14 protein-coding genes are annotated in these 18,168 nt (G+C 66.9%); 5 read left to right on the forward strand and 9 right to left on the reverse strand.

Translation table 11 applies throughout. The features are described from left to right. Nucleotides 1-3,174 carry an RND family transporter gene (locus NM962_22220; protein UVO12518.1) on the forward strand — a complete coding sequence of 1,058 codons (3,174 nt, stop codon included), beginning with the start codon at nt 1-3 and terminating at the stop codon, nt 3,172-3,174. Between the two features lie 758 nt (nt 3,175-3,932). Here NM962_22220 and NM962_22225 read toward each other — a convergent pair. Continuing rightward, the gene (locus NM962_22225; protein ID UVO12519.1) at nt 3,933-4,310 is read right to left on the reverse strand and encodes a hypothetical protein; all 378 of its coding nucleotides are present in this window, start codon (nt 4,308-4,310) and stop codon (nt 3,933-3,935) included. Nucleotides 4,311-4,681: 371 nt separating this feature from the next. Further along, entirely contained in the window at nt 4,682-5,131 is a 450-nt protein-coding gene (locus tag NM962_22230) for a helix-turn-helix transcriptional regulator (protein UVO12520.1), read from the reverse strand. 163 nt (nt 5,132-5,294) lie between these two features. Between NM962_22230 and NM962_22235 the strand changes: the two genes are divergently transcribed. Beyond that, nucleotides 5,295-8,045 carry an AAA family ATPase gene (locus tag NM962_22235; protein ID UVO12521.1) on the forward strand — a complete coding sequence of 917 codons (2,751 nt, stop codon included), beginning with the start codon at nt 5,295-5,297 and terminating at the stop codon, nt 8,043-8,045. Here NM962_22235 and NM962_22240 read toward each other — a convergent pair. Beyond that, a complete protein-coding gene (locus NM962_22240) occupies nt 8,042-8,590 on the reverse strand; it encodes a TIGR03086 family metal-binding protein (protein UVO12522.1) in 549 nt (182 codons plus the stop codon). The genes NM962_22235 and NM962_22240 overlap by 4 nt on opposite strands. A 254-nt stretch (nt 8,591-8,844) precedes the next feature. Here NM962_22240 and NM962_22245 point away from each other — a divergent pair, with 254 nt between their 5' ends. Both NM962_22245 and NM962_22250 read left to right on the forward strand, forming a co-directional pair. Continuing rightward, nucleotides 8,845-9,870 (forward strand): alcohol dehydrogenase catalytic domain-containing protein, encoded by a 1,026-nt coding sequence (locus NM962_22245; protein UVO12523.1) that lies wholly within the window; start codon nt 8,845-8,847, stop codon nt 9,868-9,870. Nucleotides 9,871-9,907: 37 nt separating this feature from the next. Next, nucleotides 9,908-10,939: an alcohol dehydrogenase gene (locus NM962_22250; GenBank protein UVO12524.1), complete on the forward strand. Its 1,032-nt coding sequence runs from the start codon at nt 9,908-9,910 to the stop codon at nt 10,937-10,939. A 15-nt stretch (nt 10,940-10,954) separates the two neighbouring features. On the opposite strand, the gene NM962_22255 is transcribed toward NM962_22250, so the two are convergent. The 4 genes from NM962_22255 to NM962_22270 are packed head-to-tail and all read right to left on the reverse strand — an operon-like array spanning nt 10,955 to nt 14,390. Continuing rightward, entirely contained in the window at nt 10,955-11,461 is a 507-nt protein-coding gene (locus NM962_22255; GenBank protein ID UVO12525.1) for a DUF302 domain-containing protein, read from the reverse strand. Between the two features lie 33 nt (nt 11,462-11,494). Further along, nucleotides 11,495-12,163 carry a cysteine hydrolase gene (locus tag NM962_22260; GenBank protein ID UVO12526.1) on the reverse strand — a complete coding sequence of 223 codons (669 nt, stop codon included), beginning with the start codon at nt 12,161-12,163 and terminating at the stop codon, nt 11,495-11,497. After that, a complete protein-coding gene (locus NM962_22265; protein ID UVO12527.1) occupies nt 12,160-13,536 on the reverse strand; it encodes an NAD(P)/FAD-dependent oxidoreductase in 1,377 nt (458 codons plus the stop codon). The genes NM962_22260 and NM962_22265 overlap by 4 nt, the downstream gene beginning before the upstream one ends. Before the next feature lie 2 nt (nt 13,537-13,538). After that, entirely contained in the window at nt 13,539-14,390 is an 852-nt protein-coding gene (locus tag NM962_22270) for an alpha/beta hydrolase (protein ID UVO12528.1), read from the reverse strand. A 190-nt stretch (nt 14,391-14,580) separates the two neighbouring features. On the opposite strand from NM962_22270, the gene NM962_22275 reads away from it, so the two are divergent. Then, a complete protein-coding gene (locus tag NM962_22275; protein ID UVO12529.1) occupies nt 14,581-15,507 on the forward strand; it encodes an alpha/beta fold hydrolase in 927 nt (308 codons plus the stop codon). Nucleotides 15,508-15,532: 25 nt separating this feature from the next. On the opposite strand, the gene NM962_22280 is transcribed toward NM962_22275, so the two are convergent. After that, the gene (locus NM962_22280; GenBank protein UVO12530.1) at nt 15,533-16,549 is read right to left on the reverse strand and encodes a GTP-binding protein; all 1,017 of its coding nucleotides are present in this window, start codon (nt 16,547-16,549) and stop codon (nt 15,533-15,535) included. Nucleotides 16,550-16,607: 58 nt separating this feature from the next. Continuing rightward, entirely contained in the window at nt 16,608-17,996 is a 1,389-nt protein-coding gene (locus NM962_22285) for a beta-lactamase family protein (protein UVO14900.1), read from the reverse strand. Nucleotides 17,997-18,168 lie beyond the last annotated feature (172 nt).

The following is an 18,168-nucleotide window of genomic DNA, read 5'->3' on the forward strand; positions in this document are numbered from 1 at the left end:
ATGGGGGGTGGGGTGATCGACGGCGATCGGGACTTCTCGGGTACCACAGCGACACTGCCGAAACGGACTGGCGGTTCGGCCCCTGCGGCCGCTTCCAGCGAGTACAGCGTGCGATTGGCCGCCCTGGCCGGGTTCACGGTGCGACACAAGGCGCTGGTGATGGGGGCATGGGTCGGCGTTGCGCTCGTGCTGGCGCTGCTGTTTCCTCAGCTGGAGACGGTGGTGCGGCAGCAGTCGGTAAATCTGCTCCCCGGCGATGTCCCGTCGTTTCAAACGGTGGACCGCATGAGCGCGGCGTTCAGCGAACAGGGTTCCAAAACGATGGTGTTCGTGGCGATGGAAGACCCCGCCGGGTTAACCCCCGCGGTGCGGCAGCACTACGAGCAGCTCGTGGCGCGGCTCAGCGCCAACACCGATCACGTCCTGCTGGTTGAAGACTTGCTGGCCGACCCTGTCACCGCGGCCCACGCGGTCAGCAACGATCACCAAGCTTGGTATCTGCCGGTGGGTGTGGCTGGCACCCTGGGTGACCCCACCGCGGCCGCCTCCGTGCAGGCGGTGCGCGATATCGCCGCTGGGGTGTTCGCCGGCACGTCGACCACAGCGTATGTGACGGGGCCGACGGCGACCTTCAGTGACATGATCGCCTCTGCCGAGCATGACCTGCTGCTGATTTCGATCGCGACTGCCGGCTTGATCGCGCTGATCCTGCTGATCGTGTACCGGTCGGTATTCACCGCGCTGCTGCCGCTGCTGGTGATCGCAGTGAGCCTGGCCGTTGGGCGCGGTGTGCTATCGGTACTGGGCGAGCTGGGCATGCCTGTCTCGCAGTTCACCGTGGCGTTTATGACCGCGATCCTGCTGGGTGCAGGCACCGATTACACCGTATTCTTGATCAGCCGCTATCACGAGCAGCGGCGCACACACGTGCCCGCCGACCAGGCCGTTATCCACGCTACCGCCAGCATCGGTCGGGTGATCCTGGCCTCGGCGGCCACCGTCGCGTTCGCGTTTTTGGCTATGGTGTTCGCCCGCCTGAGTGTGTTCGCCGCGCTCGGCCCTTCGTGTGCGGTCGCAGTGCTGATCGGATTCGCAGCCACCGTCACACTGCTGCCGCCGGTGCTGGCGCTCGCGTCCAAACACGGCATCGGCGAACCCAAATCCGATCGCACCCGCCGGTACTGGAACAGCGTCGCGGTCGCGGTGGTCCGGCGCCCCGGCCGGTTATTGATCACCAGCCTGGTCATATTACTGCCCTTGGCAGGAGTCGCAGCGACAATGAAAATCAGCTACGACGACCGCAAAGGCCAGCCCGCCAGCACCGCGAGCAACCAGGGCTACCAGCTGCTGGACCACCACTTCGGCAAAGATATCGTCATCCCTGAATTCCTGGTGGTGGAAAGCCCCACCGACATGCGCACCGGTAAGGGGCTGGCAGACCTCGACGAAATGGCCTCCCGCATCTCCCAGATCCCCGGCGTCACCAAAGTCTCCGGGATCACCCGGCCCACCGGAGAGCGCCTCGAACAGGCCCGACTCTCGTGGCAGAACGGCCAGATCGGTGACAAGTTGGCTGGCGCCGTCGCCGACGGCAACGAACGCAAGGACGACCTCACCAAGCTCACCGACGGCGCCGACCAACTCGCCAGCGGGCTCGCACAGCTTGACACCACCCTGCGCAGGGCTTTGACACCACTGACCGGGATACTGGCTCAAGCTCAGTCCGCGGGCGCTCAGGCCCAGCAGTTCCGACCGTTGCTCCAACAGCTTTCAGCGACCGCCCCGGCCATCGACCACGCAATCCAATCCGGCCCCGGGCTGCGACCTTTGGCGGAACAAGCCCAAAGCGCCATCACAATCCTCGACCCCCTCGCCGCCGCCCTCAACACCTCCCCGTGGTGCCTCACCACGCCGCAATGCGCCCAGATCCGTGATCAGGTTCAGATTCTGGTGAGCTTGCGCGACAGCGGATTCTTCACCGAGGTCGCCGACCTCGGTGACCACTACAACCCCACCAGCAACGCCACCGTGGCTGGCGCCCTCACCGATGTCCAAAACGCGGTGACCGGCCTGGACAAGGCCTTCGGAGCCCTCGGTGATCCCACTGATCTGGCCGGCAACATAGGTCGACTCCAAGACGGCATCAGTCGACTCGCCTCGGGCGCCCAAGCACTGGCAACCGGCGTGCACACCTTGGCCGACAGCAACATCGAACTGCTGTCCGGGATGAGCCAGATCGCCACCCAACTGCAGAACTCGGCTCGCGCCAGCGCCTCCTCAGACTCTGCCAGCGGCTTCTACCTGCCCGCCAACGTCTTCGAGAACCGCCGATTCGCCGATGTGGCGAAACAATTCCTGTCAGCCGACGGCAAAGCCGCACGCTTCGCCATCGAATCGACACCCGACCCCTACAGTGGCGCAGCAATCCGCCTGGCGCACGAGATCGTCGACGTTGCCAACGCGGCGCGCCCCAACACATCACTGGCAGACGTCACCGTCTCGGTTGCCGGGTTCCCCGCCGTCAACTCCGACATCCAACGGCTGCTGCGGGCGGACTTCGCCCAACTGGCCATCGCCACCCTGCTCATTGTCGGCCTCATCCTCGTGGTGTTGCTGCGCGCCGTGCTGGCCCCGCTGTACCTGCTGGGCACCGTCGTGTTGAACTACCTGGCCTCACTCGGCATCGGCGTCCTGATCTTCCAATGGGGACTCAACTACGAAATCGCCTGGCCGGTGCCGCTGTTGGCATTCATCATCCTGGTAGCAGTCGGCGCCGACTACAACATGCTGCTCGTCTCACGGCTGCGCGAAGAATCCGGACCCAACATCCGCGTCGGCGTACTACGCACCGTCGCCAACACCGGCTCCGTCATCACCTCAGCCGGCCTGATCTTCGCCGCCAGCATGTTCGGCCTCACCACCGGCTCGATCGCCATCATGATCCAGGCCGGCCTCATCATCGGCTGTGGGCTCCTCCTCGACACCTTCCTGGTGCGCACCCTCACCGTCCCCGCCATCGCCACACTGCTGCGCGAAGCCAGCTGGTGGCCCAACGTGCGGCACCGTCATCGCGGCCGACGGACCCGACAAGTTGCTGATCGTAGATCCACTAGCGAATCGGCCAGGCATGGTCAGGATGGTCAGGGCGTACCGGGAAGCGGTGAACGAGGCTGATGGGACCGAGCCGACGGCACGAGCGCGGGCTCGTGTCTCATGCTTCGGGTCCCAGCCGGAGCCAAGCAGTGTTCCTTCTGGCCGACAGCCCGGGCCCGCGCTCGTTCCCCGCCACGAAAGTCCACTTACCCCAGTTCAAATGGCAAACCATCCGCTGCCGATTGTCACTTGATCTGAGGCACCGCAGGTCAGCGTCCCCGACCTGCCTCAGATAGATCGACAACGGACAGTAGAACGGCCGAAGAAATGACACGAACTTGAGACAAACCCAGATGACAACACGTGAGACAACCTGCATCGCCGCAGCTCAGAGCGACACCGTATGACGCGCAGCATGAGAACCTACAGTCGCATATTTGAGAGCATTACCTGACGGAATGACGGCGCCAACCGGGGCCGGGCACGCCGTAGCACCGCGCTCATGTCGGCAGGTTCGCATACATCGGGATCGGGATGGCCGTTGAACAGAACCGCCAAGTGGAGGTGGATCGTGTCGCGCCAACGCGCTTCGACAATCTTAGCCGCGCGTTGGCCTTCGTCGCTGAGGTCTTCGGGCGACATCTTATGGTCGTCAAGCTCAGCGGTACGGTTGAGCCTTATTTCCGCGCCGGAGTAGCGGACTTCCCACGGTGACCCGCGCGGCTGTCAACCGGCCACGACGGTCACGCTGTGGTGCGGTAAACCCAGCGGCTCCTCGGGTGTTTGAATCTCACGCTGTGCGCCATGGCATGTGCTTCGGCGTCACCCACCACCGCGAACTACCCGTCGATAATCACGTAGAGATTCGGCACCTTGTCGTCGCGGATGATCAGTACGTCGCGACCGGATGCTAGGGCGGGGCCGTCGGCGGGGCCCAGCGCCCAGGCGTAGGTGACCAGGTCGTGTGAGGTCTGCGTCGGGCTTGTGCGGGTGATGACGGTATCCGGGAGCTGCACCTGCAGAGCGGCGATCGCCGTCTTGACGCTGGCGTGCCCGGTGAGCGCGGCCGCGGGCTCACCGACGAACACGTTCTGTGTGCAGATCTCGGAGATCGCCTGCTCCCGAGCGTGCCCGCTCGGGAGGCCCAGGCGTTCAGGTGGGCGACGATCATGCCCTCGAAAGACATGGCTGGCTCCCTCGCTGGTTGAGGTAGCCACGACAGGCTCGGAGAAGCGCCGGAAGATGTGGTCACCAACGGACGAGTCGAGGTAGGCCCGCGCTTCTAAGTAATGTCTTTGTCACCTATATCCACAAGTCGGCGCGGCGGCAGAAGATGCGCGACATCGCGCGTAGCGCCTCAAAATAGCGTTCAAACGAGCCTCGATGGCAACAGTAAGCGCCGCGCGGCCACGAAGCGTGCAGTGTGAAGGCCCGGCATATCGTTGACGGCGCCACTAGGGCGTGGTGTCGATGCCTGCCATGCGTGGGAGCCCGCCCTGGCTCGGTGATCTTCGGCCCCGGCTAACGACGCCCGGGGCGCCGAACCGAAAGCGCGGCTATCGCGCCGCTGCGCGCTGGCCCGATGTCGCTACCTCGACATGTCCGCCAAGATGACCTGCCCGGGATCGATCACCTGGCCGTCGCCATTGCGCAGGCACGCCCGTACCGGTTCGCCGGTCGTGGTGTCGACGAATCGTCGCCCGTTGTCCCGCTCGGGCGGCATATGAGTGCGTCCCCACTGCGCCAGCGCGGCCAGCACCGTACTCAATTCGCGCCCCGCAGAGGTCAGCTCGTAGCGCTGCCGCCGTCGATCTCCGGGTTCCTGATAGTCGACCGCGGTCAGTATCCCGGCGGCGACCAGTGCCGCCAGTCGCGAGCTGAGAATGTCGGGGGCCACCCCGAGTGTGCTGCGGAAGTCCGAGAATCGTGATCTCCCCAGCAGCGCTTCGCGCACGATCAACATTGCCCACCGTTCGCCGAGCACGGACATGCTCCGTGTGATCGGGCAGCTGTCCTGCGACCACGCTTCTTTGCGCACCTCGCACCCCTAACCCTATACCTCTGGGTTGGATTCTCCTATCCAGTGGTGTTAGGGTCAAGTCGTGATTCCCCGGTCGGCGGACAAGCGCACGATCAGTCGGTGCGCGTCCGCGGCCATGCCGGCCGGCCGCGTAGCCGGGACGAACCGGTAACGATCGGCCATGGCGATGATCGGGCGCGGCGACGAATTCGAGGCCATCACCGTTGCCGCCGGCGCCGTGCGGCAACGGGGCGGCGCGCTGGTCATCGAGGGTGACGCGGGAATCGGCAAGACGACGCTGCTGACCGCGGTCGCGCAATGGGCCCACGGCAACCGATTCACGGTGTTGTCCTGCGCCGGAGTGCAATGCCAGACCAAGGTGGGCTACGCCGCGGTGCATGAGCTGCTGCATCCGATCCTCAACCACGCCGACGCCCTTCCGGAGCACCAGCGGCGCGCCCTGCTGGGCGCCTTCGGTTTGGCCGAACCCGTCGAGGCCGGCCCCTTGCTCATCGGCGTCGCCGCGCTCGGACTCATCGAGGAAGCCGCCGCGCAACAACCCCTGATGCTCATGGTCGACGACGCGCACTGGCTCGATGGATCCTCGCTGCATGTCTTGACCTTCGTCGGACGCCGCTTGGCCTCCGCGCCGGTGCTGCTGCTGTGCGCGGCGCGGCCGAGGCTCGACGGTGAACCAGCCCGACTGGTGTCGTTGTCGCGGCTCGCCCTCGGGCCGGTCGATGACAAGACCTCCCGGGTCCTGATCGCCGACGCGATCACCGACGGACACGCGCTCAGCGAGCTGGCCCGGCGCCGGGTGCTGGCCGAGGCCGCCGGCAACCCGCTGGCCATCGCCGAACTGGCCAAGGCGGTGATGGCCACCGGCGGCGACCAAACGTGGGACGGTGCGACACCGCTGCCCACCACCCGGCGCATCGAACGGGTCTTCCTCGAACAGCTCGACGCCGTCCCGGAATCCAGCCGTCAGCTGCTGGCGCTCATCTCGGCCAGCGATGGCACCTCGCTGTCCGAGGTACTCGATGCCGCGCGCCGCTTGGATCTGCCCGAAGCCGGCTTGGACCCGCTGGAACGCGCAGGGTTGATCACCGTCGGCGACGGTGCCCTGAAAGTCCGGCATCCCCTGATCCGATCAGTGGCCTACCGGGCAGCCACGTTGTCGCAGCGGTCGGCGTTTCATCGAGCGCTGGCCGAGGCCGCCACGGACCCGGCACGCGCCGTATGGCAGCGAGCGACCGGCGCCTACGGCCCCGATGAGCTCATCGCCACGGAACTGGAGTCGGTAGCCCAGTTCGCCCAAGAGCGCGGCGCGAACACCGAGGCCACCGCGGCGTGGCGGCGCGCCGCAGTGTTGTCGCCGACGCCGGATCGTCGGGTGCGCCGGCTGGTGAGCGCCCTCGAGCCTGCTTGCCGAGCCGGGCTGACCGCTGAGGCGATTGACATTCTCGACGAGGCTGAACCGCAGGCCACGGACCTGCAGGACCTCTTCGAACTCGCCTTCGCACGATTCACCCTCGGTGTCACCTCTGGAGTCGTCGCACCGCCGATCCCCGACTTGGTGGCATTGGCCGATAGGTTCGGCGCCGACGACGCGCCCGAGCATCGAAGCACCCAGATCCGACTGCTGGCCGCCGCCGCGGCGCAGTGCCGGATGCACGGCCTCGACGACGCCGACCGCCACCTGGTGGCCGACCGACTGCACGAACTCGAGAGCCTCGGCCACCCTGCCATCGACGTCGCCCTGGCGACCATCGAAGACACCAAATACGCGCGGCAGTTCCGTTCCCACGCCAGCGCGCTGCACGCCGCAGCCGGCGACGACACCACGGCATTGATGTCGATGGGCCTGGCGGCCGAATCGGCATCGGATCTGCCGACCGCGCAACAGTGCTGGAGTAGCGCGATTCGGGCCTCCCGCCGGGCCGGCGCACCCACCATCGAATGCGAGGCACTGCGCGGATTGGCGCGATCGCAGATCATCGCCGGCCGGCTCACCGAGGCGACGATCAGCGCCCAAAGCGCCTTGCGCATCGCCACCGACGCCGACATGTCGCTGAGCATCGGAGCTGCCGCCGCGCTGCTCGCGCGGGCCCACGCCTGGAAAGGGGAGACCAGATCGGCGCAGCAGGCGCTGGGAACCGCGCGCCAATATCTACCTGCGGGCACCCCGTTGCTGTGGTTTGACGATCTCGCTTGGGCCAGCGGACTTTTGGCGCTCACCAACCATGACTACGACCAGGCCTTCACCGACCTGTCACAGATGACCCGCGATCGAGGCGCCCGTCGTTGGGCTATCGCCGATCTGACGGAAGCGGCGGTGGCCAGTCATCACACCGAGGTCATCGGTGACCTCGTCGATGAGATCGCCACGCAGGCTACGACACTGGGTTCTGCACACGTACTGATGCTCGTGCACCGCGGCCGGGCCCTGCTGGCCGGTACCGGCAGTGACGCGGAGGCCCACTTTCGCACCGCCCTCGCCGACGGCTACGCCGCCACCGAGGCCCCGTTGGAGTATGCCCGCACCCAACTGTCCTACGGGGAGTGGCTGCGCCGGCAACGCCGGATCGTCGACGCACGTACCCAGCTTTCGGCAGCCCTGCGGATGTTTGATTCGCGTGGCGCGGTGCCATGGGCGCAGCGGACCCGCGGGGAGTTGCGCGCCGCCGGGGTTCAGCTACCCGGCGAGGCGGTCTCCATCGAAGAGCGGGGCGCCGAACTGACCCCTCAGGAACTGCAGATCGCCCGGCTCGCGGCGTCTGGGCTGAGCAACCGGCAGATCGCCGACCAGATCTACGTATCGCATCGCACCGTCGCAGCGCACTTGTACAAGATCTTTCCCAAGCTCGGCATTACCAGCCGCAACCAGATTCGCGATTCACTATCTGCCTGCGGCCTGTTGTTGCCTGACTAGCCCGGTCGGCGGCCGGTGTAGGCGACGAGGCGATCCAGCGCGGCGGTATCGGTGTCGATCGCCACGGGATCGTCGAAGCCGGCGGTGCGTCGGCTCTCCGGGGTGATGAGGCGGCGCGCCAGACCTAACACGAACGTCGAGTGTTCGGCTGTGATCGCCAGCGGCCGGTGCAGTGCCTGAGCGAAATCCCATCCGTGGACGACCAATTCGATCGACAACACGCCCAGCGCCAGCGAGGCCGGCATCAGCCGGTCACCGAGCATCACCTCGCCACCGATACCCCGCCGCTGCCAGGCTTCGATGGCCGTTGTCGCGGCCTGAACGACCCGTGCTGCCATACCAGCGCTGTCCGCATCTTCGGCTACCAGCGGCGCGGCCCCGGCGGCCGCCCCGACCATGGCGATGGTGCCGGTCAGGTGGTCACCGAGCGCGGCCACGTCAAACCCCGAGCACGGTGTCGGCAGCCGCAGCTGCTGGTCGGTCAGATCCGCCAGAACCGGGCGTAGCGCTGCCAACGCCACCTGCGCACTGGCCAATTCGTCCATTCTCGGCGGCCTCCTGGGTAGCGCTGATCGGGTACCACCGGATTGTGCGCGGACTCCCCGGCGTGCCGGTATAGGTCATGTGACTGTCCTGAGGCCGGCGCGGCCGACCTGGCCAGCACAGATGACGCGTCTCATGGTGCTGCCTTGGTGATTGCGAAGAGTGGTCATCATTCCGATGCCGCAGCCTTCGCTGGTCTGCTGTGCTGGATGTCAGCGGCTACTCGGCCGGCGCGACAGGCTAGAAACGAGGACACGTGGCGTCATATCGGGCTTACCAGGTCACCGGGCAACGTGAGTTCAGTCTCGTGGAACGCGAGCTGCGCGAACCCGATCATGATCACGTCAGGATTCGGACGCTGGCCTGCGGGGTCTGCCACAGCGATGTCCTGGCTGTGGAGGGGCAACGCCCCGATCCCACCCGGCCGGTGGTGCCCGGCCACGAGATCGTCGGGGTCATCGACGCGGTCGGCGCCAACGTCGATCACCGGTGGCGAATCGGAGACCGGGTGGGCCTGGGCTTTCTCGGAGGGCCGTGCAATCAGTGCGACTCCTGCCGGCGCGGAGATTTCGTCAATTGCGAAGACCAACCCCAGCCCGGCACCACCGAGGACGGCGGATACGCCGAGATCGTCTATGCCCGCCCAAGCGGATTGGTGCGCATCCCGGAGGGCTTCGATGCCCTCACCGCCGCACCCCTGTTGTGCGCCGGGATCACGGTGTTCAACGCGCTTCAGGCCGGTCAGGCCCCGCCGAACACGCTGGTCGCTGTCCAGGGCATCGGCGGCCTGGGTCATCTCGGGATCCAATACGCCAAGAAAATGGGCTACCGCGTGGCGGCCATCGCACGGGGGACCGAGAAGGCCTCGCTGGCGGCCACGTTGGGTGCCGACCACTATGTCGACAGCTCCGCCGAGGACCCCGGATCGGCGCTGACCGCCCTCGGTGGCGCGACGGCGATCGTCGCCACCGCTGCCAGCGGCGCGTCCATGGCCGGACTGGTCGCGGGGCTACGGCCGCGCGGGCGACTCATCGTGGTGGGCGCGTCCCCAGAGCCCATACCGGTGCAGACCGCCGATCTGATCTTCGGCGGGCGCAGCATTATCGGCAGCCTGACCGGGTCCGCCATCGACAACGAGGACAATCTCGCCTTCAGCATGGCCCACCAGATCGCGCCCATGATCGAGCCGTTGCCCTTCGAAGACGCGCCGAAGGCCTACGAGCGCATGATGTCTGGCCGCGCACGTTTCCGAGTAGTCCTGGACTACACCCTGTCCCGCTGACCACCGCTTTCCCCCAACCCCGACGAAGGAGCACCCCATGGCTGCCACCTACCGTTCCGTCGAGGTCGCCCGGCCGGGTGGCCCCATCGAGCTGACTGACCGACCCGTGCGTGAACCCGGGCGAGGGCAGGTCCGTGTTCGCGTCGAGGCCTGCGGGGTATGCCATTCTGACTCCCAGATCGCCGGCGGGCAACTGCCCGGCACCGTCTTCCCGGTGACCCCCGGCCACGAAGTGGCTGGCCACATCGAGGCCTTGGGTGCCGATGTCGAAGACTGGCAGGTCGGTGATCGGGTCGCCGTCGGCTGGACAGGCTTCTACTGCGGAAGCTGCTACCGATGCCGCCGTGGGGATTTTGTGCACTGCGAACACGCCAAGGTCACCGGTGCGGCATTTCCCGGCGGGTACGCCGAACAGCTGATCGTTCCCCAGCCCGGCCTGGCCCGGATCCCCGACGCACTGACCGCTGTGGAAGCCGCACCATTGGCCTGTGCCGGGGTGACGATGTTCAACTCGCTGCGGCGCACCACGGCCCGCCCCGGTGACGTCGTTGCGATCCTCGGTATCGGGGGGCTCGGCCACTTGGGCGTACAGTTCGCCGCGCACATGGGATTTCGTACCGTCGCAATCGCACGTGGAAGCGAAAAGGCCGACATGGCGCACCAATTGGGCGCCCACCATTACATCGACTCCACCGTCGATGACGTCGCCGGGCAGCTGCGCAAACTGGGCGGCGCCCGGGTGGTCGCGGCCACCGCGACAAACCAGCAAGCGATCAGCGCCACCATCGACGGGTTGGCCCCCCATGGTGAACTGCTCACCCTCGCCGTCCTGGACCAATCCATCCACGTCACCCCGTTGCAGCTGATCAACAGCTCCGGAACGGTTCACGGCCATCCCGCGGGCGTGGCGGCCGACACCGAAGACACCCTCGATTTCGCCGCCCTGCACGGCATCCGGCCCTGGGTTGAACCGATTCCGCTGGAGGATGCCGCCGCGGGATACGACCGGATGATGCGCAACCAGGCACGCTTTCGGGTGGTGCTGACCATGCCGCCATCACCGGTATGACCGGTTACGGCGGCGCTATGCGCGCAGCGGCGAGGGATCTCCGCCCAGTGCGCCGATGAGCCCGGCGACCAACTCGTCGAGGTATTCACCGACTTGGCCAATGGCCGGGTTGCCGTAGCTGGCGAACAGCCGGCTCGGCTGGTCCAGCACCACGACCGTGTCGCCCGCGGCGGACTCGAAGAGCACCACCCGTAGCGGGGCATGCAACATCGCCGCGGGGTCGTGGCGATACATGCGTTCGGCGATGGTGTGGTTACCCATCAGGTACTGCACGGTGGGTAGTGCGGTCGCCGATCCTCTCATCGCTGCCGCGACGTCGGTGCTGAAGTAGCGCATGAACCCGTGGGGTGCGGCCATTTTGGCGATCTCCACCGCCGCTGCCCAGTTCGGTGCCGCCGCAAAGACGTCGTGGTCCACTACCGGCACGAGGCGTTCATACCGCTCGCGGACGTCGGGGAAGGCGCCCGGTAACGGAATCTGGATACGCCGAACGGCGTGCTCGACGATCGCGGGTTCAATCATGGCTCCTCCGCACTCCCGTGGATGTTGACTCGCTTACCGTGACGGCCCCGCGCCCGCGGTCATCATGGCGAGGATGTCGGCGGTGGGTAGGACCGCGTGGGCGAGGTAGCGGTAGTTGATCAGGGCCGCCTGGTAGCCGTCGCCCCAGTCCGGGTGCCGGGGGCCGGCAACCGCATCGACGGCGACTGCCACTTCGAAACCGTCCTCAAGCAGGTGGCGCAGGTGCGACTCCACGCACATATTGGCCAGCATGCCGCCCAGAACGACGCGGCGACAGCCGCTTTTACGCAGTTGGAGCACCAGGTCGTTGGTCTGCGGACCGAACACCTTGTGCGGGCTGACAACCGTGGTGCCCGGATCGCTGATGTACGGCTTGAACTCCGGCAACCAATCAGCCCCCGAATCGGCGAAGCCGGTGAGGTCCAGCGCTCCGGCGCGGGCAAACGTGCCGCTGGCGAACTCGGCGGTCTCCAGCGGCCCGTTGAACAACCACCGCGAGTCGGACGGATAGAAGTAATGCGGCGAGATGAACAGTGGATAGCCAAGACGCACAGAGGTATCCATGATGTCCACCATGTGGGCGACGGTGCCGTTCTCGGTGACACTGGCGCCGACGACGGCCCAGTTGCGGCCCGCCGGGCTCAGCACATCGATCTGAGGATCGATGAATACCACGGCGGTGTCCTGCGGATTCATCTTCATTTGCGCATTCCCAACAGTTGGTTGAAGCACTCCGACATCGAGGGGTGGGTGTAGATCTCGTCGCGCAGCTGCGCGGCGGTGATACCGTGCCGCATTGCCAGGGCGACGATGTTGATGACCTCGTGCGCGTCGTGGCACAGCAATGCCGCGCCGAGGATCTTGTCGGTGGCGGCATCCACGACCACCTTCATGATTCCTTCGGTCTGGTCGACGATTCGTACTCGCGCGACGGTGGCCAGCTCGACCACCGAGCTGGTGGCGACGTGGATGTCGTAACCTGCAGTGCGCGCCTGGGTCTCGGTCAATCCGACGCGCGCCAGCGGTGGGGTTAGGAACAGGCAGTTGGGCACCGCGCGGCGCTGCGCGGCGTCCCTGGGCGAGGCGGCGCCGGTGAGCTGATCTAAGACGATCCGGTAGTCGTCCAGGGAGATGTAGGTGAACTGCGGCCCGCCGGTGACATCGCCAATGGCGTAGACGTGCGGCTGGCTGGTAACACGATGGTCGTCGACGACGACGGCGCCGGTATCGGTGACCTCCACCCCAACGCGGTCCAGATCCAGGCCCGCGGTGTTCGGAGTGCGCCCGAGCGCGACCAGAACCGCATCGGCGTCGACGGTGGTGGAGCGCCCGTCCACCAGGTAGCTCACCCGGGCCGTCGGCGGTGCGCCGGGGCGAAGGATCGTCTGCACCCCCGCCAGATTGACGCCCGTTTCGATCCGAACGCCGCGGGTGCCCAGCAGGGCACGTGCGGCCTCGGCGACCTCGGGATCCTCCTGCGCCAGCACCGCAGGCCGCTGCTCGAGGACGGTGACCGCGGACCCGTACGCGGCGTACATCGAGGCGAACTCCAGACCGATGTAGCCGCCGCCGAGCACCACGAGGCGATCGGGTCGAGACGCCAGCCGCAGCAGTTCCGTGCTGGAGACCGCCACCGGGCAGTCCGCCAGACCGGGCAGCTCCGGGAGGACCGGCTGTGAACCGGTGCCGATCACGATGCGGCGGGCAGCCACGCTGACCTCACCGCCATCGGTGTCCACCCGCACGGTGTTGGCGTCGAGGAACCTCGCCCGCCCGGTCAGCACCGTTACAGACGGGATCGACGCCAACGCAGCCAGGTTGGCGGCACGCAGACCGGCGGTGATTCGCTCGGTAGCGGCGACCGCTTCGGCATAGGACGGTGCACCCGATGCCCGCTCACCACGGTGCACCAGCGATTTCGTCGGGACGCACCCGGTGTTGATGCATGTGCCGCCGTACATGCCGGCCGACTCCTCGACCAGCACTACGCGTTGGCCGCGTCGCCCGAGGTCGGCCGCCAAGGTCTTGCCGCCCTTGCCGAAACCGATGACCAGCAGATCGGCATCGATTGCCACGGTCACCCCCGTTCCGCGGCCAGAAAGCCGAGGACCTCGCGGGTGAAGTCTTCGGCATGCTGGAACAGAAAGCCATGCCCGGCATCGCTGTAGAGGACCACCTTGGCGTTGGGGAGCCGGCCGGCCATCGCGAAACTGCCGTAGGCGTCGATCATCCGGTCGTGGGCACCGTTGGCCACCAAGGCTGGGATTGCGATCTCGCCCAACCGATCCCACACACGTGATCCGGTCGACGCGATCACCGCCAGCTGCGCCTTCATGGTCTCCAGCGACACCGGGACATGGCCGGCGGCCTGGGTGCGGGCATCGAGTCGGCGCAGCGACTGCACGCCGAGCTGATGTGCGTCGGCGCTGTCGGGGAAGAACAGGTAGAGGAAATCGTCGTCTTCGTTTGCCGGTTTGGTCGCCACCTGCCAGATGCGGGGATCGGGTTGTGGCATACCCGGTACGCCCCCGCCGGGGGAGCTGCCGGCGACGATCAGGCGGCGCACCAGATCGGGGCGTTGCAGCGTGGCGGCCTGCACGACGATGCCGCCCAATGACCAGCCCAGCAGGTCCACCTCAGCGAGCCCGAGAGCTTCGACGAACTCGATCAGACCGCCGGCCAACGCGTCCATCGTGGTCGGGGCGACGCCGCCGGTCCTGGCGTGACCGATGTTGTCGAAGATGATGACATCGCGTTCGGCGGCCAGCCGGTCCAGGAACGCCGGATCCCAGTGGTCCATGGTGCCGCGGAATCGCAACGCCAACACCAGCGGAACGCCCGACCCCGTTCCGAAGCGGCGGTAGGCGAACTGTGTCTTAGCGGAGTCAACGTAGCGGGTGCTGGCCCGCGACGAGAGTGATTGCGTCATTTTTGCGAGGTCCTACCGGAGCGAGTGGTTGGTGCGGGTCATAGGTCACCGCGGTCCGGTTTCGATGGTGGCTCGCGGTCAGCGCGTGGGGCCATAGGCACATTGACTGCTGTTTCGGCGCTCGGCACCGGTCCCAGTCCTTTGGCTGAGTTCACCGTTGCAGGCCGCACCGTCTCGCTAACCTCGATATGTGCCGGAGCCAACTGATCCCGCGGCTGAGACCCCGATCGTTCTCGACGTAGAGGGCTCCGGTGTCCAACCGCCGGTCACCCCTCGGGTGCGTCGGCTGTTCTGGCTACTGGAGCGAATCGCCCCCACCATCGGGTCGCGCTGGGCGCTTGAGCTGTGGTGCACCCCACCGGTGCTCGAGTCCAGCCTGCGCATGCCGCCCGGCGTCCCGCCCGGCCAGCCGCTGGAAGCGCACTGGGACGGGCACCGGATCGTCGGCGAGTCCTGGGGCGAAGGGCCACCGGTCTATCTTGTGCATGGCTGGGGCGGGCGCCGCCCACACCTCGGCATGTTCATCAAACCCCTCGTCGAATCCGGTCACCGTGTCATCGCGTTCGACCTGCCCAGCCACAACGAGTCCGAGCCGGGCGTCCTGGCACCCGGTCGCACCACCGCCATCGAGTGCGCCGAAGCGGTTGCCGCCATGATCCGGACACACGGGCCGGCCCGCGCGGTCGTCGCCCACTCCCTCGGGTGTAACGCGACCGCATTCGCGGCGTCGTGGGGCGCCACGGTCGGGCGGTTGGTGTTCCTCGCGCCGATGGGCGAGTTCCCGATCTACCTGGATCTCTTCGCCGCCCGCCACAACTTCGGCCGACGAATCCGCACCGGCCTGCATCGACGCCTGGAACGCCGTATCGGCATGCCGCTCGAGGACACCAACATGGTCCGGATCGCCGAGAACACCGACTACCCGCCGCTGCTGCTCATCCACGACCCCGATGACCCCGACACTCCTTACGTGACGAGCGAGAAGGTCGTCGCGTCCTGGCCAGGTGCACGCTTGATGACGACAGCGGGCCTCGGCCGGCTGGCGCATTTCCGAATCTTGCGGCACCGCCCCGCGATCCGCGCGGGCATCGAATTCATCGGGCCCGCATCGGAGTGAAAAACCCTGGCTGTACGGCTGTGGCCTAAATGCTGTAGCGCCGCAATCGCTGCAACCGCCGCATGCCCGCGGCGGCCACCTTCTCCCCGGCGGGCCGCAGTGCCTCTTCGAGCCGGGCGCGAACGTCCGCGGTGTCGAGGTGCGTGCCTATCGCTACGAGGTGGCTGGCCCCTGAACTCGCAGATGCGGTCACCACGTGCACCGACGTGCCGACGACGTTGAAAAGGTAGTGACGCTTGCCGATCGCGACCGTGCCCTTGATCCGGTAGACGCCCTGCGGTGGCTGCTCGAGCAGGTCGATGAGCGGTCCTGGGTCAACGGCGCCGTCGCCGATGACGGTCACCGAGTCCACGTGCACATGATCGTGGTGCTCATCGCGATCGTCGAGGAGCAGTTCCCGAAACGACATCTGTCCGGACTCCCCGCCGTCGCTGACGTCGTAGAGCAACCTGGGATCCACGCGTCCGGCCATCGCTCCCACCACGTGCGCGTGGGGATTGAGTTCGCGCACACGGGCTTCCACCCGGGCAAGGGCCTCTTCGCGGGCGTCCTCGGTGATCCGATCCAGTTTGTTGACCACGACCAGGGAGGCCACGCCGTAGCGCTGGGGCGGGGCGGAACCGGTGTCGACGGTGTCGAAGTGTTCGGCCGCGTCGATGACGTCGACAACACCGCCGTGGCGTATCCGCTCCACCCCGCTGAACCGAATCACCCGCGACACGTCCGCGGGTTCGGCTACCCCGCTCGCCTCGATGATGATCGCGTCGAGTGCCAGCTTCGGGTCGGCCAGCTTCTCCAGCGCCTCGTCCAAGCCGCCCTCGTCCGGCAGATGGCAGATGCACCCACCGGCGATCGACACCGGCTCGTCGACCTGGCCCGTGACCAGGCCGGCGTCGACGTTCAGTTCGCCGAAGTCGTTGATAATGACTCCGATTCGCGCGCCCGGCGCCCGCAGCACATGGTTGAGCAGCGTGGTCTTGCCGGCCCCGAGAAACCCCGTCAACGCGATAACGGGGATAGCGGGAGCATTGCGATCGGCCACCCGGCCATTATCGCCAGGTGCGCGCGGCCGGCTGTGACCACGGGTAGAAATCGGCCCGTCAGCTGCCGTACAGACGCAGCGCCCGGCCGGTCACGGTGGCCACGTCGCCGCTGAGCCCGGCGATGGGCGGACCGCCGCGCTGATGGATCACGTTGGCGAGCACGATCACGTAGGTGTCCGACCCGGGGTCGATCCACAGCGTCACTCCGGTGAACCCGGTGTGCCCGAAGCTGCCGATCGGAAAGATCATGCCGCGCGGGCGGGAGTGTGGCGTATCGATGTCCCAGCCGAAACCGCGGAGATCCTGTCCGTTGATCGCCGGATAATTTGCCGCGAGCAGGGGATCGGTCCTATTGGGTGTCGCTGCATTCGCCTGTTGCGCAGCGGCGTTCGCAGCCACGAGCTGTGCCGCGTCGTGTCCAGGTTGCTGCGGTGTCGTCATCAATTCCAGGGTCGATTGCCGCAGCGGAAACGGGCTAGGGCGCCCGGCGAGCCGATCGAGCAGGGCCTGGGCGTACCTGCCGATGTCGCTGGTGGTCGAGAACACTCCGGCGCTGCCGGCCACCCCGCCCATGCGGCGTGCCGTCGGGTCGTTCACCGTGCCGCGCAGCAGCTGGTCGAAGTCCGGATTGATCCCGGGGGTGTCTTCGTCATGCGCCGTGGGCGCGATGCGGGCCAACAGGTCGGTGCTCCAGCTACCTACCGGGCACTGGCCGTCCGGGGATGCGCTTACGTCCAATGCAACGGCCGTACCGCGGATCTGGTGGGGGCCACAGGCTTTGGCGGCGGGCAGGTAGCGGGTGTCGGTCATGCCCAGCGGCGCAAATACGTTGTCCTGCACGTAGGTGTCTAACGGTTGGCCGGTCATCGTCTCGACCAGCGCGCCCAGGATGATGAAACCGATATCCGAGTAGTGGAAGAGCTCGCCGGGTCCGAACTCCAGCGGTGCGGTCAGTGCCCGATGAACACCACCGGCCTTATCCGCCTCGGTCAGTCCCCAGGGACCCTGGTGGCTCAGATCGCCGCCGATGCCCGAGGTGTGGGTGAGCAGCATGCGTAACGTCACTTGAGCGCGCCGGGGGTCGTTGGTCTCGTTGAACTCCGGCAGGTAGGTCTGGACGGGTTCGTCGATTCCGACCCGGCCCTGTTCATACAGTTGCAGGACTGCGACAGTCGTCGCGAGGCATTTCGTCAACGACGCGATGTCGAAGATGGTGTCCTCGGTCATCGGCTCGGCCGGCGAGGGCGAGCCGTCAAGAGCGGGTTCATCTGCGAGCCTGCGCGCGCCGAAGGCCTGGCTGAAGGCGATCGTGCCGGCGTGCCCGATCCGGACTACCGTACCTGGCAGCCGGGGAACCGCGATCGCGTCGTTTATCAGCGCAGAGATCGGCGCGACCAGCTCCTCGCGAGGTAGATAGGGCGCCTCCTCACGCGGTATGACGGGCACCGTGGTGGAGGGGGTGCTGCCTGCTGGCGGCGGCGGATGACCCGGGTGACCGCACGACGGGGCCACCCCAAGTACGAGCGCGACACTTCCCACGGTGCAGGCCCGGATGATGCGCGATCGCGACACGGTCACAGCATCGACGGTAGCCAGCTGCAGGGAGTGCCACGACGGC

This window comes from Mycobacterium sp. SVM_VP21 (assembly GCA_024758765.1).
Lineage (GTDB): Bacteria > Actinomycetota > Actinomycetes > Mycobacteriales > Mycobacteriaceae > Mycobacterium > Mycobacterium heraklionense_C.

Coding starts and splice junctions, on each gene's coding strand:
- NM962_22220 (UVO12518.1), top strand. CDS start 1: ATGGGGGGTGGGGTGATCGACGGCGATCGGGACTTCTCGGGTACCACA.
- NM962_22255 (UVO12525.1), bottom strand. CDS start 11,461: ATGATTGAACCCGCGATCGTCGAGCACGCCGTTCGGCGTATCCAGATT.
- NM962_22260 (UVO12526.1), bottom strand. CDS start 12,163: ATGAAGATGAATCCGCAGGACACCGCCGTGGTATTCATCGATCCTCAG.
- NM962_22235 (UVO12521.1), top strand. CDS start 5,295: ATGGCGATGATCGGGCGCGGCGACGAATTCGAGGCCATCACCGTTGCC.
- NM962_22270 (UVO12528.1), bottom strand. CDS start 14,390: ATGACGCAATCACTCTCGTCGCGGGCCAGCACCCGCTACGTTGACTCC.
- NM962_22240 (UVO12522.1), bottom strand. CDS start 8,590: ATGGACGAATTGGCCAGTGCGCAGGTGGCGTTGGCAGCGCTACGCCCG.
- NM962_22250 (UVO12524.1), top strand. CDS start 9,908: ATGGCTGCCACCTACCGTTCCGTCGAGGTCGCCCGGCCGGGTGGCCCC.